General features: G+C 47.1%; 13 protein-coding genes. 2 read left to right on the top strand and 11 right to left on the bottom strand.

Annotated features, from left to right (window positions below; translation table 11 throughout):
- The first annotated feature begins 51 nt into the window (after positions 1–51).
- Together thrS and T497_RS0100890 are read left to right on the top strand one after the other, a co-directional pair.
- A complete protein-coding gene (thrS, locus tag T497_RS0100895) occupies positions 52–1,992 on the top strand; it encodes a threonine--tRNA ligase (RefSeq protein WP_028513989.1) in 1,941 nt (646 codons plus the stop codon).
- A gap of 107 nt (positions 1,993–2,099) precedes the next feature.
- Positions 2,100–2,624: a hypothetical protein gene (locus tag T497_RS0100890; protein WP_028513988.1), complete on the top strand. Its 525-nt coding sequence runs from the start codon at positions 2,100–2,102 to the stop codon at positions 2,622–2,624.
- A 402-nt stretch (positions 2,625–3,026) separates the two neighbouring features.
- Here the strand turns inward: T497_RS0100890 and T497_RS0100885 are convergent, their stop codons facing one another.
- The 11 genes from T497_RS0100885 to T497_RS0100835 all read right to left on the bottom strand — a co-directional run bounded on the left by T497_RS0100885 (position 3,027) and on the right by T497_RS0100835 (position 17,543).
- Positions 3,027–4,499, bottom strand: a complete 1,473-nt coding sequence (locus tag T497_RS0100885; protein ID WP_028513987.1) for an alpha-N-arabinofuranosidase — start codon at positions 4,497–4,499, stop codon at positions 3,027–3,029.
- A 95-nt stretch (positions 4,500–4,594) separates the two neighbouring features.
- On the bottom strand, positions 4,595–5,467 hold the full coding sequence (locus T497_RS0100880) for a carbohydrate ABC transporter permease (protein WP_051530409.1): 873 nt from the start codon (positions 5,465–5,467) through the stop codon (positions 4,595–4,597).
- A 14-nt stretch (positions 5,468–5,481) separates the two neighbouring features.
- Positions 5,482–6,366, bottom strand: coding sequence for a carbohydrate ABC transporter permease (locus tag T497_RS0100875; RefSeq protein WP_028513985.1), 885 nt, complete (start codon positions 6,364–6,366; stop codon positions 5,482–5,484).
- Between the two features lie 102 nt (positions 6,367–6,468).
- Positions 6,469–7,797, bottom strand: a complete 1,329-nt coding sequence (locus T497_RS0100870) for an ABC transporter substrate-binding protein (RefSeq protein WP_028513984.1) — start codon at positions 7,795–7,797, stop codon at positions 6,469–6,471.
- Between the two features lie 325 nt (positions 7,798–8,122).
- A complete protein-coding gene (locus tag T497_RS0100865; RefSeq protein ID WP_028513983.1) occupies positions 8,123–9,538 on the bottom strand; it encodes a family 43 glycosylhydrolase in 1,416 nt (471 codons plus the stop codon).
- A gap of 11 nt (positions 9,539–9,549) precedes the next feature.
- Positions 9,550–11,058, bottom strand: coding sequence for a carboxylesterase/lipase family protein (locus T497_RS15410; protein WP_037324135.1), 1,509 nt, complete (start codon positions 11,056–11,058; stop codon positions 9,550–9,552).
- Positions 11,059–11,248: 190 nt separating this feature from the next.
- The gene (locus T497_RS15405; RefSeq protein WP_080693254.1) at positions 11,249–12,994 is read right to left on the bottom strand and encodes a [Fe-Fe] hydrogenase large subunit C-terminal domain-containing protein; all 1,746 of its coding nucleotides are present in this window, start codon (positions 12,992–12,994) and stop codon (positions 11,249–11,251) included.
- Positions 12,995–13,034: 40 nt separating this feature from the next.
- Positions 13,035–14,108, bottom strand: a complete 1,074-nt coding sequence (locus T497_RS0100850; protein WP_028513982.1) for a hypothetical protein — start codon at positions 14,106–14,108, stop codon at positions 13,035–13,037.
- A gap of 176 nt (positions 14,109–14,284) precedes the next feature.
- The gene (locus T497_RS0100845) at positions 14,285–14,833 is read right to left on the bottom strand and encodes a hypothetical protein (protein ID WP_028513981.1); all 549 of its coding nucleotides are present in this window, start codon (positions 14,831–14,833) and stop codon (positions 14,285–14,287) included.
- A 133-nt stretch (positions 14,834–14,966) separates the two neighbouring features.
- Positions 14,967–16,166 carry a GGDEF domain-containing protein gene (locus T497_RS0100840; protein ID WP_028513980.1) on the bottom strand — a complete coding sequence of 400 codons (1,200 nt, stop codon included), beginning with the start codon at positions 16,164–16,166 and terminating at the stop codon, positions 14,967–14,969.
- Between the two features lie 15 nt (positions 16,167–16,181).
- Entirely contained in the window at positions 16,182–17,543 is a 1,362-nt protein-coding gene (locus T497_RS0100835) for a sugar ABC transporter substrate-binding protein (protein ID WP_028513979.1), read from the bottom strand.
- Positions 17,544–17,962 lie beyond the last annotated feature (419 nt).

The following is a 17,962-nucleotide window of genomic DNA, read 5'->3' as shown; positions in this document are numbered from 1 at the left end:
ATTATGCATTACGCATTATGAATTATGAATTAAATAAAAGGAGAGATCGACATGATCAAATTAACATTACCTGACGGCAGCACACGCGAGATCGAGGCTGCACAGTCAGCCGCAGAGGCCATCAAGGGCATAGGCATGGGACTTTACAAGGCAGCCTGCTGTGTAAAGATAAACGGCGAGGTCTGTGACCTCCGCACCGTTATCGACAGCGACTGTCAGTTCGAGGTATGCACCTTTGACTCACTCGACGGCAAGAAGACCTTCTGGCACACAGCTTCTCATATCCTTGCTCAGGCTGTAAAGAGACTTTACCCTGCTGCAAAGCTGGCTATCGGTCCTGCTATCGAGAACGGCTTCTACTACGACTTTGACCTTGAAAAGCCTTTCACTCCCGAGGAGCTGGAAAAGATAGAGGCTGAGATGAAGAAGATAGTCAAGGAGGGCATAGAGCTTGAAAAGTTCGAGCTTTCACCTGCCGACGCTATCGCTAAGCTCAAGGAAATGGACGAGCCGTACAAGGTAGAGCTCTGCGAGGAGCACGCTGACAAGGGCGAGCCTATCTCATTCTACAAGCAGGGCGAGTTCATCGACCTCTGCGCAGGTCCTCACCTTATGGACACAGCTCCCGTAAAGGCATTCAAGCTCCTTTCATGTACAGGCGCTTACTGGCGCGGCAACGAGAAGAACAAGATGCTCAGCCGTGTATACGCTATCGCATTCCCCAAGGCTTCACAGCTTGACGAATATATCAAGATGATAGAGGAAGCAAAGCTCCGCGACCACAAGAAGCTTGGCAAGGAGCTCAGTCTCTTCATGTTCGACCACACAGCTCCGGGTATGCCTTACTGGCTTCCAAGAGGCTGGAAGCTCTTCAACGCTCTCCTTGAATACTGGAGAGGCGTTCACGAGGATCACGGCTATACCGAAATTTCAGGTCCTGTTCTCTCAAAGAAGGAGCTCTGGGTAACATCAGGTCACTGGGACCACTATCAGGACGGTATGTTCGTTATCCCTGCTGAGGAGGACAACGAGGTCTACTGTGCTAAGCCTATGAACTGCCCTAACGCTATCAAGGTATACATGAACAAGCAGCGTTCATACAAGGAGCTGCCCCTTAAATTCAATCAGGTTGACGTTATCCACCGTAAGGAGAAGTCAGGCGAGCTCAACGGTCTCTTCCGCGTTCAGCAGTTCAGACAGGACGACGCTCATATCCTCGTAACAGAGGAGCAGATAGCTTCCGAGATAAACGATATCATGGATATCGCTACAGAGATTTACAAGACCTTCGGTCTGGAGTACAAGGCTGAGCTGTCCACACGTCCCGACGACTACATGGGCGATATCAACGTATGGAACAAGGCTGAGGCTGACCTCAAGGCTATCCTTGAAGAGAAGTACGGTCCCGACGGATACGAGCTCAACGAGGGCGACGGCGCATTCTACGGTCCTAAGATAGACCTCAAGATGAAGGACGCTATCGGACGTGAGTGGCAGATGGGTACTATCCAGCTCGACTTCCAGCTTCCTCTCAACTTCAAGATGAAGTACATCGCTTCAGACGGCTCCGAGAAGCAGCCTGTAATGATACACAGAGCTATATTCGGTTCATTCGAGAGATTCATCGGTATCATCACCGAGAACTTCGCAGGCGCATTCCCGTTCTGGCTCTCACCAATGCAGGTAGGTATCGTTCCTATCAGAACAGACCACAACGACTACGCTAAGAAGGTAGCAGACCTACTCAAGAAGAACCACATCAGAGCAGAGGTAGACTACACAGACGACAACATGAAGAACAAGATAAGACGCTTCAAGGATTACAAGGATCCGTATGTTGTCATCATCGGCGACAACGAGGCTGAAAACGACCTTATTTCTATCAATATCCGCGGAAATAAGCAGCTCAAGAACATTCCGCTGGATAAGTTCATCGAAATGTGCAGAACTATGAACGAGGAGCACTCTCTCGATATCATAGACACTCTTTGATAAGCAAATTAAGGGGCTGCCGTTGGCAGCCCCTGCTTTATACAGAATTATCATGTACAGGGCGGATTTTTTCCGCCTGTAAATAAAAAATAAACGGAGGGATATTTATGAACGAGCTTTGCATGATAATCAAGGACATGGTAATACCGAACTTTATGAACATAAGGACTTCACTGCGAACCTATGACCGTGACGCGCTCTGCTGCGGAGCTCCCTGCTGGCGCTGGGCTTATCACGCTATCCATTCTGCGGATAAGTGGTTCATAAATCCTTTTGTTTACGATGAGCCGCCTTTCCACGAGGAGGGCATGGACAATCCCGATAATCCTACATCGGTAGTCCTCTCCGATGAGCAGCTTTTAGAGTACCTCGACGCTGTTGAGAAGAAAACTCTTGACTACCTCGATACCCTCACAGACGATATGCTGTATGAGAAGCCCGAGAAGTCCCGATATACACGCATGGAGCTGGTGCTGAGGCAGTTCAGGCATATCTCATTCCACACGGGTATGCTCAACGGTCAGACAGCTCTTGCAAAGGGACAGTTCCCCATGTGGGTTTCCGAAAAGGAGAAATACGTCGATGACGGCATATTCTTCGGAAGATACCGCGCAGGAACGATAAAACTGTAATTGGGACTCATCGGTCATCTGAACAAAAATAACCTGCCTGTTAACCATGATACTCATGTAGAAGTTTTATACTTAATATTGAGAGAACCCCTTTTGAAAAAGGGGCTCCTCTGACGGAGGACGTCCCCTCTGTCACTGCGTGACATCTCCCCGCACTGCGGGGAGTCACTCTCAAACTCTCTCCCTAAAACTTTCAGTTTTATTTTTTCTCATATAGGGCTCGCTCTGTATTATTACAGGGCTTTTTTTATTTTGGGTGAGCCCTATATGAGAAAAAATCAGCTAAAAAAGTCTTTGGAAAGGGGTGTGGGGGAAAGCCTTTCTTCAGAAAGGTTTCCCCCATAATTAGCTATAAGTTTCTATATAAGTATTACGGTTATCAAACAGGCAGGCTTTTTTTCGTTATTCAGCAGTAAATCTCAGCATATTCCATGAACGCGGAACAAGTTTTACCTCGCTGCTTATTTCCTGCTGTACAGGTGAGACCGCATCAGGCTCATCTGCACTGTTAAAGCGTTTCATATCATCGTCTGTCAGAACTGTATGAGATACAAGGCTGTATCCCTCAAATCCGCTGAGTTCAAGCACGCAGCTCTCATCAGCCGAGCGGTTTACCGCAAACAGCGTGATATCGCTGCCGTTTGCTGCTGCGATACAATCGACATACGGCACATTGCTGTGATTCTTTGTATCATAGGTACCGCATTCGCAGACAGTACGCAGAGCCTTTCCCCTTCCGTTCACCGAACAGTGAAGGAACGGATAATAAATTGTCTGCATCCACAGTCTGCCGCCTGTCTCGGTCATGATAGGTGCGATAACATTGACAAGCTGTGCAAGACAAGCTACCTTGACTCTGTCGCAGTGTCTCAGAAGCGTTATCAGCAGACAGCCTACAACAAGCGCGTCCTCAACGTTAAAGATATCCTCTAAAAGGGGCGGAGCTATCTGCCATGGCTTTACCTGCTTATCCTGCTCCTTGCTGTGGAACCAGATATTCCACTCGTCAAAGGAAAGCTTTATCTCCTTATCGGACTTCTTCTCCGCTTTTATCTCGTCACATATATTCGCAGTATCTATGATGAACTGCTCCATATCCATTGACGACGCAAGAAAATCATCGGTGTCATCATCTGTGTTGCCATAGTAGCTGTGCATGGAAAGGTAGTCCACATGGTCATAGCACTCACGCAGCACAGTTCTTTCCCATTCGCCAAATGTAGGCATAGTCGGTGCTGAGCTGCCGCAGGCGACAAGCTCTATGGTAGGATCGGTAAGCTTCATAAGCTTGGCTGTCTCACAGGCGAGACGTGCATACTCCTGCGGAGTTTTATGTCCTATCTGCCATTCGCCGTCCATCTCGTTTCCAAGGCACCACAGCTTTATGCCGAAGGGCTTCTCAAAGCCGTTTTTTCGGCGCAGATCAGCATAGTATGTATCTGTGTCAAGGTTGCAGTATTCAACGAGGTTTCTTGCATCTTCAGCGCCGCGGGTACCGAGGTTCACTGCCATATTTATTTCAGCGCCTGCACGCTTTGCCCACTCCTGAAACTCGTCAATGCCAATTTCATTGGTCTCGATACTGTTCCATGCGAGCTCCAGCTTTCGCGGACGCTTTGCCCTGTCGCCGATACCGTCCTCCCAGTTGTAGCCTGATACGAAATTACCGCCGGGGTAACGTACAACAGGTACATTCAGGGACTTTACCAGTTCCAATACGTCCTTGCGGAATCCCATATCGTCAGCGGTCTCATGTGTCGGCTCATAGATGCCGCCATAGACCGCGCGTCCCAGGTGCTCGATAAAAGAGCCGTATATTCGGGGATCGATGTCACCGATAGTATCCAAGGTATTGATTATTATTTTTGCTTTCATAGCTTAAACTCCAGATCTTATTACGTAATCTTTGATAGCACAGGCTGTTCCTTTACAAACAGTATGCTTCATTAATACCCCCAAAATACGTTTTATCAGCCCTTTACAGCACCTGCTGTAAGACCGTCAACGATCTTGTTGGAGAATGCACAGTAAACTACTATAGTAGGAATGAGAGCGATCACAATAGCCGCAAACATCTGTGAATAGTTAGTAGCGTGCGGTCCGACAAACTTTGACAGCGCTACGGGAAGCGTCTTCTTGGCGTCATCTGAGATGAATACCATAGCCATAAGAAGCTCGTTCCAGTTGCCGACAAAGGTCATAAGTCCCGTTACAAAAAGACCTGTCTTACTGAGGGGCAGACATATTTTGAAGAATATCTGGAAGATATTCGCGCCCTCCATACAAGCGCATTCGATAAGCTCATTGGGAAGTCCCTTAAAGAAACCTGTCATAATGAATATGGTTATCGGAAGCGAGCAGGTAAGATAAGGAAGTATAAGTCCTAAAAGTGAATTTGAAAGGCCTAATTTTGAAAATCTTGTAAAAAGCGGGATAAGTACGCAGTGTACAGGTATCATCATACCTGTAAGGAAATATGTCATTGCAAGCTTTGCACCCTTCCAGCGCAGACGGGCAATGGCAAATGCCGCCATAGAACCGATGAGAGAGCTGAGCACTAGAGTCACAACACATATAATGAATGAGTTAAGTGTGGATACGCCAAGTTTTCCTGCTGTCCATGCAATTGAATAGTTCTCAAATGATATTTTTTCAGGAAGTGCAAAAGGAGCTGAAAATATCTCCTTATGTGTCTTGAATGATACATTCAGAACCCACAGCAACGGTAATATGTAGGTCAAGCATATCAGTATCAGGAACACATATAAAGCTATCTGTATACCCGATATCTTTTTCTTGGAGGTCAGATCCGATTCAGCTTTATATACTTTTGAATAGCTCATTAGACTATACCTCCTTACATCTCGTACTGTTCGGTCTTTACGACCTTATTGATAAACAGTGTTACCAACAGACAGAGTATAAGCAGCACTACGCCTATAGCGCTTGCATATCCGTATTTGAAGTACTTGAACTGCTGATAGAGGTGAGTCGCAAGGACCTCTGTTTTGTGGTTCGGTCCGCCTGTAGTCATATTCCATATAAGGTCAAAGAACTTCAGCGAGCCTATGGCATTGAGAGACATGGCTGTAGCTACCATGGGCTTAATCAGAGGAAGTGTTATGTATCTGAATGTCATGGGCTTTGTACAGCCGTCGATATAACTCGCCTCCATGAGAGACTTGCTTATGCCTGATATCTGAGCCATGTAAAGCATCATCGACTGACCTACGAACTGCCAGAGGGAAACAAAAGCGATCATCCACATAGGTAGAGGGATAGTGCCCTTTGTAGACATCAGCCAGAGAGGCGGATCCTCAACGCCCCATTTTATAAGGAGCTGATTGATACCGAGCTTAGGTCCGAATATGAACAGCCACAGCAGACCGAGAGCTGCTGATGAAAGTACGCAGGGGAGATAGATTATGTTCTTGAACAGATTTCGTCCTTTTTTGATGTTTGTGAGGATAGCTGCATAGATAAGACCTACGAGAAGCTGTGACACACAGGAGAAAACGAGGAAAAACATCGAGTTCTTGAGGGCAATGCCAAAGGTCTTGTCGTGAAGCAGATTCTTGTAATTATCAAATCCGATAAAAACAGGTTTTGTCATGCCTTTATACTCACATAATGAATAATACACCGACTGAATGATCGGTATAAAAAGCACCAGTGTGAACAAAAGGAAAGCAGGAAGCATGAAAACAAGGAGTGCTTTCTTGTTTCTAAGCATTTTTTCCATACTGGAACAACTCCTTTCAAAAATACTAAGGGTAGAATATGCTGAAAACAAAATAGGGGCGCAGGGTTCGCGCCCCAATATGTTTTCGGAATTAGTCAGAAATTACTTTCTGCAGTTTGCTTTGTAGTAATCCTCCATATCCTTTGCAGCCTCTGCCGGCTTCATATCGCCGAGGAATACAGCAACCATGGTATCGTCGAAGTGAGCGCCTGTCTCAGTTGTAGGCATTGACTCGTTGTAGAAACCGAATGTGCCCTTTGCCTTGCCGAATACGTCCATAACGTATGAGAGCTGCTTAGGAGCTGCTGCTTCGTCATACTTAACCTTTGTTACAGGGATCTTACCACCCTTTTCAGCAGTGTACTTCTGAGCTGTATCGTCTGTGAAGTACTTGATGAGAGCTGCTGCACCGTCAGGATTCTTTGAAGTTGAGCTCATGCAGAGTGAGTCAGACTTAGCGATGATCCTGTCAACGCCGGGGAACTGGAATACGCCGCACTTGGACTCAAAATCAGGGTTAGAACCGTTTATCTGACCGATTACCCATGAACCCTGAATAAGGATAGCAGCTTCCTCGTTGTAGAAGTTAGCTGTAGCAACGTCGTTTGTATCACCTGCTGCTGTTTTCTGGAAGTACTTGGATAAGTCAACAAGCTTTGTTGCAGCGCTCTCGAGCTTGCCGTCCTCCCATGAAGCAGAACCGTCAGCCAGCTTAGCAAGCTCTACGCCTTCAGCCTCACAGAGGTAACCTGCTACCATTGAGAGGCACCATGCAGTACCTGCGGAAATAGTGATAGGTGTATAGCCTGCGGCCTTGAGCTTATCACAAGCTGTTATCATTTCGTCCCAGTTTGTAGGAACCTTAGCGCCTGCCTTCTCAAACATCTCTGTATTGTAGAAGCAGCAGGCAGCTGCTGTGTTAAGCGGAACAGCATATATCTTGCCGTCGTATGTCTGCTGTGTGAATACAGCGTCGCTTGTGAATGTATCCTTCCAGCCGTCCTTGTTGAGGTAATCATCAAGGGGAGCTGCAACGCCGGGCTCAACATAGTCTGTGAGCTGAGGTCCGGGGCTTACAATGAATACGTCAGGTGTGTCGCCTGCTGCAACAAGAGCATTGAGCTTATTGTAGTATTCTTCAAGGTTTGTGGTGATAGGCTTTACATGATACTTGCCCTCATAGTCCTTGTTGAATCTCTCGATTGTCTCCTTGTAGCCAAGTGAGATAAGGTCCTCAGTAGCATCGAGGTCATCCCAGAACATCCATGTGATCTCCTGAACGCCGTCGCTTTTTCCTGATCCGCTGCCGCCGCCGTTGCCGTTGCTGTTTGTAGAAGCGCCTGTTCCGCCCGAGCTGTTACCACAGCCTCCGAGTGTAGTAGCGAACATTGCTGCTGTCATAAGTGTTGCTAAGATTCTTCTTTTTTTCATTTCTCTTACCTCCTGGTTAAGTGCCGCATGATACATATATAAATAATTTTTTTCATATGCCTTACGGCAAGTTTTTATGGTTGTACTGAATGTGAATTGGCATCTCTTTGATGCTCTTTGTAAATTTTACCATATTATATACAACTTGTCAATAAATATCTGTAATAAAGGCAAAAAAAGATAAACAGGCAGAAAATTCCATGTAATTATAGCAAAAAATGGTTAGAAAAGCCCAAAATTTAACCGCTTTGTAACGCTTTTTTAATAAAATTTACCCTATATTTTATAAAATCTCCACCACAATTATACATTCCCGACAATAATATCATTCCAAAATGAACGAACCGAGGGATAGCGAGCAGAGGTCTGAGCTGCCTTTTTCCTTGAATGTGAACCATATAGCGTTCACTCCGTCGGGTATCCTGATATCGGCAGTGTATCTCGTCCATACGTTGCTGTTCTCTATCGCTATCTCGCCAAGCTCCTCGCCGTCCCATGCGGTCTTGACATCGAAAACGCCGTTGCCGTAGCCGCGGGCGGTAATACTTACCTTGGTAACGCCCTTGCAGTCGAAATACTTGAAGCCTATATTTGTACCGTCTTTGATATTATAGATGTAGCCTGTCTCCTCATCGCCGTCCCTGCCGTCCTGCACTATACGGGGCGCATTGAGGTCTCCGATATAGAGCTCGGGCTTCCTGCCGAAGATATTGCAGGCGATATAAGCAGGATATTCGCCCCTGCCCTCCAAAGGTCCGCCGTTGAGACCGCAGGAGGTCATCTCAGCCTGCTCGAAGCTTCCGTCGGCATTGAGAGTAAGCTTCTCCGCACAGCCCTGTCTTGAGAACCATGTGCCGTTGGTATGCCTGTGATAGAAGATATACCACTCGCCGTTTATTTCGATAATACTGCCGTGATTGTTTGCACCGCGGCTTGCAGGCATATCCGCAGGCTTGTAGGTATCTATATGCAGGTCAGTGTTGCTGACCAGCACTCCGCCGTATCTGAAGCCGCCCAGCGGTTCATCGCTGACAGCATAGCAGAGCTCGTGCATGACCTCGGAGGAATATATGAAATAATACTTTCCGTTCACCTTGCGTATGGACGAAGCCTCGAAAAATGCGTGTCCCTCGAACTCGGTGCCTGCACTGTAACAGGTGCCCGGAACTACGACCTTCGGCTCGGTGATGACAGTCAGCATATCCTTATCCAGTGTGACCGCCTTTGCGCCTGTTCTGGACTTGTCGCCCTGCGGACAGAATCCGCTGTACAAATAGGTCTTGCCGCCCTCGGTGATAACTCCCGGATCGAACTGTGGCTCGTCACCCTCTCTTTCTCCGAGAATGGTGCCGTCGGGATAGCGGACATAGCCGTAGAACTCATATTTTCCCGCAGGCTCGTCACATACCGCAACAGACATAACGCCCACCTTGTCAAGGACATAATAGAGGTAGTATCTTCCGTCGGGACCGACTGTTACATCAGGTGCATAAAGGCACATATGACCGTCCTTGTTGAGCGGATCGGCGTTTCTGGGATAGATAACTCCCTCATAGCGCCAGTTGCCAAGGTCGTCAATAGGTGCTGACCAGCAAACATAGTCGCCCATACAGAACACATAGCCGTTCCAGAGGTCGTGAGAGCCGTAGATGTATACGCGGTCGCCGAATACATAGGGCTCGCCGTCGGGGATATACTCCCAGCTTGGGAGATAGGGATTGAATGCCTGTTTTTTACTCATAATATGCCTCCTTATTTCGTTTTGTCCAGCAGGAACCTGACAAGTCTGCTCTGCTCGATTGACGCCTTAGCGCCGTCACTGGTGAACAGCATTTCACTGCGGTCTGCATCGGTATAGGGATTCCACTGTGGAAGCTTATTCCCGTTGATGTCAAAGCCGTTGGGGTTCCCCGTCTTTATGAAATTAGCCCAGTAATCGCACATCTGCCTTGCAAGGTCGTAATGCCTGCCCTCAAAAGGTCTGGTGCATTTTGCCAGCGTCTCAAAAAAGAACCATAGGTCCACCGAATGGAATGTACCTGCGTTATCTTCTCCAGGGATATCAGGGATAAAACGGTAGTAATAGCAGTTTTTCGGCTCATTCTGACTGTTTTCGCCAAGAAAAGCCTCTTTTGTCCCAAGCTCGGGAGCCGAAACAGGCGCATAGCCGTATTCCGTCCTGACTCTGGCTTCTGAAAGCGCCAGAAACTCCTCAGCCCTGCCGCCGAAGTACTCCTTTGCCTTTTCTGCCAGCCCGTCATCATCTGACGCATTGATGAACTCCATGAATTCGTCCCCTGTATTGCCGCCCATAACGGGTACACGGATACGTGTGCCGTTTCTGAAAGCTGCCATGGGATCCTGTGTGCAGAAGCGCCCGTCCTGCACTATGGTAAAGAACATCTCGCCCTTATTTCGGAGCTCGGAATACTTGCTGCGGATATAGTCTGCGTCAAGGCGCCTTGCCTCTTCAAGTGTCTTTACGCCCAGATACTCAAAGAGCCTTTCGCCCTTTTTGCCTGCCTGTTCAGGGCTCTGGGGCTGGAAAAAGTCATTGACTTCATAAGGCGAGCCGAACATTCCGCTCATCACCACAGCCCTCTGGAAATCGCCCTCGTTGTCCCTGCAAGCCATTTGCGCCATTACGCTGCCGCCGCCTGCGGACTGTCCTGCTATGGTTATATTATCGGGATCGCCGCCGAAATTAGCGATATTACGCCTAACCCACCTGAGACCTGCCTGCTGGTCGAGACTGCCGAAATTGCAGGGAGCGTCAGGCTGCTCCCTTGTCAGCTGAGGGTGGCAGAGAAATCCAAAGGCGCCAAGGCGGTAATTCACGGTAACTACGACGATATCCCGTCTTGCAAGGCGTTCGCCGTCAAACTCCATTTCGGCGGTATAGCCCCACTGAAAAGCACCGCCGAAAAACCATACAAGTACGGGCTTACGCTCGTCTGCGGACTTTGCATTTGTCCATATATTAAGGTATAAGCAGTCCTCGCTCATGAGTATCTCGGAGTCTACGTGCCATTCCCGGCAGTATATATCGTCGCCTACGCCGGGGGTATCCTGAACGGATATGGGCGCAAACTCAAAGCATTCTCGGACGCCCTGCCAGTTTTCGGCAGGCTGCGGAGCCCGCCAGCGGTTCTCGCCCACAGGGGGAGCGGCAAAGGGTATGCCCTTGAATGAGGTTATCCTCGGGTCTGCTGCTGGCAGTCCGCGCACCTGTCCGTTTTCGGTATTTGCTTTCCTTAGCATGGTATCATCTCCTTTATAATAGAATTGCTCCTGTTATACTGAAAACATTTTAACATTAAAAAGTAAAAATTGCAATACAAAACGTGCGCATATCTGACCAATTTTTAATCCGACAGGCTCATGGAACTGATAAAACAACAAAACGCCGATATTCCCGAGGAAATATCGGCGTTGATATTGATTGTCCTGCTTATTCGTCCTTTTTATCCTGCTCTTCAGCAAGCTTGTCAAGGTCTTCAAGCTTTTCGGTCTTGCCATTTTTTCCAGCCTTTACGAGGACTTCATTGATATCTCCGACAAGTGCGATGATATCGTTGATGGACTTATTGATAGTCTCTGAGCTCTCGTTTGTGGTGGTAACATTATCATCGAGGGCGCTGAATGCGTCGATAGTTGTTTCAAGGATAGATGTGAGCTGTGATACGCTGTCTGCGTCCATAGTGGAGTTATCGTTACAGAAGGTAACAACGTTTTCGAGAAGGTCCTTAACTACGGCAGCTCTCTCGCTGGTAGCTGATGTGGACTCGCCGATATTCTCCATATTATCGGTAATATTTGCAACATTCTCCTTGAGCTTGTCAGAAAGTGCGAGAACTTCCTCGGTTATCTCAGCAAGCTTCTCGTTCTGTCTGTTCAGTACGGAGTGTCTTGCAAGGAGCACAGACTTAGCATGAACGATACAGTTATCGGGAGTATTGAGACCTCTGTATATAGCGATAGCCATATCGCGGCAGGTGTCATATCCGCAGGCATGACAGTCGTAGGAGCGCTCCTCCTCGGTATGCATACCCATTTTCTCGAATATAGGCTGGAGCTGATTGATATTCGGGATAGGTGACGGCATAGAGGGCTTGTAGTTTCTAAGGAAATCAGCCACGCGGAGCTCGTCGTCGAATTTCTTGAAGAGCTTGTCGTCGCCTCGTCCCATGATACCGCCTGACTTACGGCGGCTCTTAGCCTCATTTTCGATAGCTCTCATAGTTGTCATAGCGTCGAAAACTGTCTGCTTTGTGCCCGAAGCAGGTCCGATATTACATCCGAACTCACATGAGAGAACGTCGAATATTCTCGGGTGCTTTGACTCAGGCATTCTGCTGTACATCTCTATTTCGGAATAAACCTTGTGTACGCCCTCTGAGTTGGTGATGTTAAGGTCGGGATCGTGGAGCCACATATTGTCTCTGAGTCCGCCCGGACGTGAGTAGATAGCGCCCATCTGTCCCTGAGGCTCGTCGAACTTATACTCATAGTCCTCAGAAGTATCTATAGGTATATTGATATCGTTTCTGTCGAAGTATTCAAGGAGCTTCTTGATAGTAACGTTGTACTCAAAGAGCTCTGTATCCTGTGACTCATACTTCTCAGCGATACATGGAGAAATAAGAGCGATAGGATTGTTTCTTCTCAGGTATTTCTTTATGTAGATAGCACTGCACGCAACAGGGCTGTGGATAGGGGAAAGGTTCTGTAAAAGCTTAGGCTGGTACTTCTCTACATACTTTACGATAGCAGGACATTGCTGAGTAACGATATTGCCTATCTTGTCCTGATCCATAGTTCTGATATGAGCCCATGTGCAGATATCAGCACCAAAGGATACGTCGAATATAGTACAGCCCTGCTTCTTGAACCAGTCAAGAACGCCCTTCCACTTTGTAGGCATAACTGTCTTTATAGCAGGAGAAGCCATGATTATGAGCTTTTCCTTGATGATATCGGAAATACAGTCGTCGGTATCGTCGATATAGTCTCTTGCGCCGTGAGTACACTTCTTTACGCACTCGCCGCAGCCGATACACTTGTCATGGTTTACCATGGTTATGAAACGTCCGTCCTCAAGCTGCTTTACGATATTAGCCTCGGGAGCTGGACATTCTCTTACGCAGGCATTACAGCCGACGCACTTTTCTGGTTTTACAATGATCAGTTCACTCATATTATATAAACTCCTTAAGACATTAAAAAATCAAACCGCTTTACTTATTCTTGATAGAATTTGCCTTTGCAGCCAATGCTGCAAGGTCAAGCTTGCCGCCCTTTTTCTCGCCGTTCTGTGGTTTTTCGGCGTTATCCCCTGCGGCATTATCCGAAGTTTCCTTTTCGTCCTTATCATTCTTGTCGTCTTTTTTGCCGCCGATAGAATCAGCCATCTGCTTGAGCTTATCCAGCTCCTCCTGCTTTTTGCGCTTATCCTCGTCGTCATGTATCTTTTCTGAAAGGCTCATTGGTCTTTCGGGTATATCAGGCTGTACAGCCTCGGGTATCTTGAATACGGGAACTCCGCCCTGTTTAAGAGCCTCCTCCGTCTTGTTAAGGCAGTCGTCAGCCTCTACCAGCTTTGTGATGCCCACATTGCGGAAGCCTTCAAGGGCGTCTCTTACCTTGCCCATGTGCATTTTTAGGGTATTTACGTCCTCGAGCACAGAAGCTCTCAGGTTATTTGAAGCCGCGCTCATCTGCTCGGCTTTTGTCTGTGCCTCTGCGATAGTCTCGGCAGCAGTTCTCTCTGCCTCGAAGATTATCTGCTGAGCCTCTACGTTTGCGTCCGAAACGATATTCTCAGCCAGCTTTTTTGTCTGGAACTCTATTTCCGCAGCCTTAGCCTTTGCAGTGCCCTCCAGCATGGAAGATGACTTCTGCGCCTCGATGAAAACATTGCTCAGTGCCATTGCCTCGTCCTGAGCCATAAGAGCTGCGCACTTTGATTCGGTAGCCTTGAGCTTATCTTTAAGGTCAGCTATCTCGCCGTTAAGGTCTTTTACCTGCTGGACATATTTCTCATTCTCGTCGTCAGTAGCCTTGAGCTTCAGGTTAAGGGTATTATTCTGTACCTGTACCTGTGTCAGCTTTGCGCGCTCTTCTGAAAGCACAGTTTCAAGAGCCTTTTCGGGTTCGGTGCCTTTTCTGTAAGCTTCAAGCAAAAGTTTTGTCTCTCTTAGCTCGTTTCTCAGGTCATGCACCTGCTCGTTGAGGTACTCCATGCGTCGTATAACAGATTCTTTTTCATATCCGCCGAAAGTGACTGTTTTAATAAATCTTGTTTCTGCCATATCAATATCCTCCTTGAACCACCCGACCAAAACCTAAGTCTGCGCACTTATCGAGTATGATATAGTAATATTATACACCAAAAAGACAATATAGTCAATAAAAAAACTGCACAAAAAACAGGGCGGTTTTATGTAAACCGCCCAATATATGTCAACTGATGATCTGTTTTTGGCTTTTAATCGTCTTCTCCCAGTATTTTCTGTACCTCTTCATTATAATATAAGCCCAGATCGAAGAGCTTATCTGCCTGTTTGCGGGTTATAATACCGCGGTCTGTAAATACGAACTGTCCGTGCTGACGCTCCTTGCCGTTCCACGAGTCTATTACCTGCAGCCAGCCCTTTTTATCAAGGGCAGTCTCGGGGAATTTCATATCGGGGTAGAATTTCTGAGCTATCATCTTGGCGCATTTTGCGTGATTGGTAAATGCGCAGGAGTAGGTATCGCCCTCGGGAGATATCCAGCCCAGCTTGAAATCGGGAGAATTCTTGGCAAACATATCCTCAAGCTCCAGCGGAGACTCCTTGTCTGTTTCCACCACCTGCAAAAAATGGGGATCATTCTCACGGAATCTGAAATAGCCGCCTCTGCCGTCGAAGACCACGGGGAGCTGTTCCTCGGTTATGATATTCTCAAAGCCTGTGCCTTCAAGAGCTTCTAAAGTATCAGCGTACTGATAGCAGTACTTTCCCGTAGCCGATCTGTACACTGCGAACTTTTTCACTCTTAACACCTGCCTTTCTCATATACCCGTGTGTATATTTTACCACCTTTCCAATTATATGTCAATCTTTTTTACCCAAAAGGCGCAAAAAAAGCGGCTGTCATTGCTGACAGCCGCCGTTTTTACTATAATTTTAGATGTTCATTACAGTAGTTATCATGTTACCGCCGTTCATCTTAGCGTTTCTCATAGCTGTATCGAGCTTAACGAGAACGGAGTTGACGTTGAGGCAGTCACCCGGCAGGTAGTGGTAAACAGCACCTGAGCATGGGAGCTGAACTGTAAGGTTGAGTACCTCGTAAGGGCTGCTCATTACACGCTGGATATTCTGTGCAATACCTGTTGCCTGGCTCTCTGAGATATTCTTGTTGAATACGAAGCAGAACTCGTTACCTGTGATGTTGTATATTTCAGCAACATCGCTGAACTCCTGCTTGAGTCTCTCAGCAACAGCTGCGAGGTACTCATCACCGAAGTCATAGCCGTAGGTATCGTTGATGCTTCTGAAGTTATCCATATCGAATACAGCGATCTGGAATCTGCCTGATTCGAGTCTGTCGCTGATATCATTATCAAGAGCATAACGGTTCTTCATACCTGTAAGAACGTTCATAACAGCAAGGTCGCTTGCCTTCTGACGTGTATTCTTGAGCTTTGCATCGACCTCTGCAAGTCGCATCTCTCGCTCTTCCAGCTCTAATCTTGCCTTCTTTGCTCTTCTTGCGAACAGCCATACAGCAATTTCACCGAGGATAGCAACTATCATCATAACGGTCATAAGGATATATGACTTTGCGGTATTCTTCGCATTCATCTTAGCGGTATCCGCATTAACGATATCGATAGTAGATGTAAGCATCTCGGAAGCCGTGATCTGAAGTGAATAGAGGTCAAAGTTCATGACGTCTGACATAGCATTCTGGTCGCCGGTCTCGATAGTGCCTGTACCGAGAGATTCAAGTCTCTTCTTGTAGGTCTCGATCATAGCCTTAGCGTAGCTGTATCTCTTTGTAGCCTCAGGAGATATGCCTTCTATTGACTCGAACTGCTTTTCAGCGTCCTGAATATTTGCATACAGACCGTCTGTCTGAGCGATAAGAGCCATAGGGTTGCCGACGCCTGCGGCAATACTGAGTGAGTTTTTGTTAATCTCTGAAAGATAGCTGTTCATTCTGTTGAGAGAGTTGTTACTCTTTGAAACTCTCTGTGAGGTTTCAGCGTTGCTCCAGTAGATGTTCTCAACAAGGAACGTATTGATTACATAAATGACAGCGATAAGGATAGCAGCGAAGATATATCCGCCTGAGCCCTTTTTACTTGAAAGTTTTGCCATACTTATCCACCTCCATTAATATTTATCAGGATACAGGAGAAGCTGAATGTAATCATCATTCATGTTTCCTGCATTTACGAATGTAACACCTGTATCCAGCTGAGGAGCTGTGCCGCCTCCCTGAACGTGCTGCTTAGCGTATCTTACACCAACGTAGCCGATGATGTATGGGTTCTGAAGGATAACACCGTCAAGAACGCCTCTTCTGATGTAAGCGAGCTCTTCCTCGTCAGAGTTATAGCCAACAATTGTGATCTTGCCTGAAAGACCAAGCTCTTCAACAGCTGCACAAACACCCAGTGTTGTGTTTGTATTTGTTGCGAAGAGGATAGAGAAGCCGTTTCCGTCAGTGCCGAGAAGCTTTTTTGTTTCTTCCTTTGCTTCTTCTACTCTTGCACAGCGCTCTGTCTGTACAAAGCTCTTCTTGATCTGAGCCAGCTGACGCTCGCCGTCAGCCTTTACCTCTGCCTCGTGCTGTGCAACAACGCGCTCAGCCTTTTCGAGCTCTGTGAGGTTCTCTTCATTTACTTCAGCTGCCTGAGCTGCATTATCGCCTGCCTGAGCATTGCCCTGTGCTGCTGCCTGTGCACCCTGTGCGCCTGCCTGTGCTGCGCCATCAACACCTGCGGGAGGACCGCCCTGTGCGCCTGCCTGTGCTGCGCCATCAACACCTGCGGGAGGACCGCCCTGTGCGCCTGCTGCGCCCTGTGCTGCTGCTGCGAGAGCTGCATAAGGATTCTCCTCGGGCACCTCGATGCCCTTTGCATTTGCGATATTACGTGTTAATCTGTCAGTAAAGCCCTTGATACGGTTCTCAGCTGTACCTGCGGTATGTCCTACGATACCGATCTTGCCTATACTTGCAAGGTCGCCGCCCTTATTCTTATATGCAGCTACCGCATTCTTAGCAGCAACGGTACCGCCGTCTGACTCTGACGAACCGATACGTGAAGCAAGCATACTGTACATTGAAGGATCGATCTCAGAGTTGATAACAACTACCTTGATACCGCTGTCGATAGCCTTTGTAAGAGCCTCGTTAAGATCCTTTTCACTGTTAGGAGCTATTACGATAGCCTTTGCCTTTTTGTTTATAGCATCATTGATAGCGGCGATCTGTGAAACGTAGTCGTTATCACCGTCGGCAACGGTATATACCATATCATAGCCGAATTCGTCGCAGGCGTCCTGAGCGCCCTTCTTTACGTCGTCCCAGAAACTGAGCTGCTGCTTAGTGATAACAGCGATTGTTCCGCCACTGCCCTGTGAACCGGGAGGGCCTGTCTGTTTCTGTCCGCAGCCACCTGTTACGAGCATTGCAGCAGCAAGTAGACCGGCTGCAACTGACTTGAACGCACTTCTTTTTTTCTTGTTCATATGCTGAACCTCCTTATTGATCAATTATACCTGAAACCGCCGCAGGATATCTGCTTGATATTCCATTTACATCCTCATATCATGGAAATAATGAGCGTGCGGCATTACCCCTGTCAGGCTATAGATTGATATCCATAACATATTCTAACACATTTTTATCTGAATTTCAACAACAATTTGTAAAAACATCATTCGCGCGATATACAAAAATATCAAATTATTTGTATGCATTTTAAACAATTTTATACGACGGGTTTATTCCACAAATAAGTATACAAATATTGGCTCAGCCAATATTGAGAATAATATTTTTTCCCGATATTACGCCCTGTAATGAACTTAAAAAATTTGCACAAATACAAGGCTAGGTTTTTGTAAAAGATAATTCAATTTTGTTTTTCGCCTTTCATTTCCCTTGA

The sequence above is a fragment of the Ruminococcus flavefaciens MA2007 genome (assembly GCF_000621845.1).
Taxonomy (GTDB): Bacteria; Bacillota; Clostridia; order Oscillospirales; family Ruminococcaceae; genus Ruminococcus; species Ruminococcus flavefaciens_E.
Note: the sequence above shows the minus strand (reverse complement) of the source record. Positions and strands in the feature narration are given on the sequence as shown.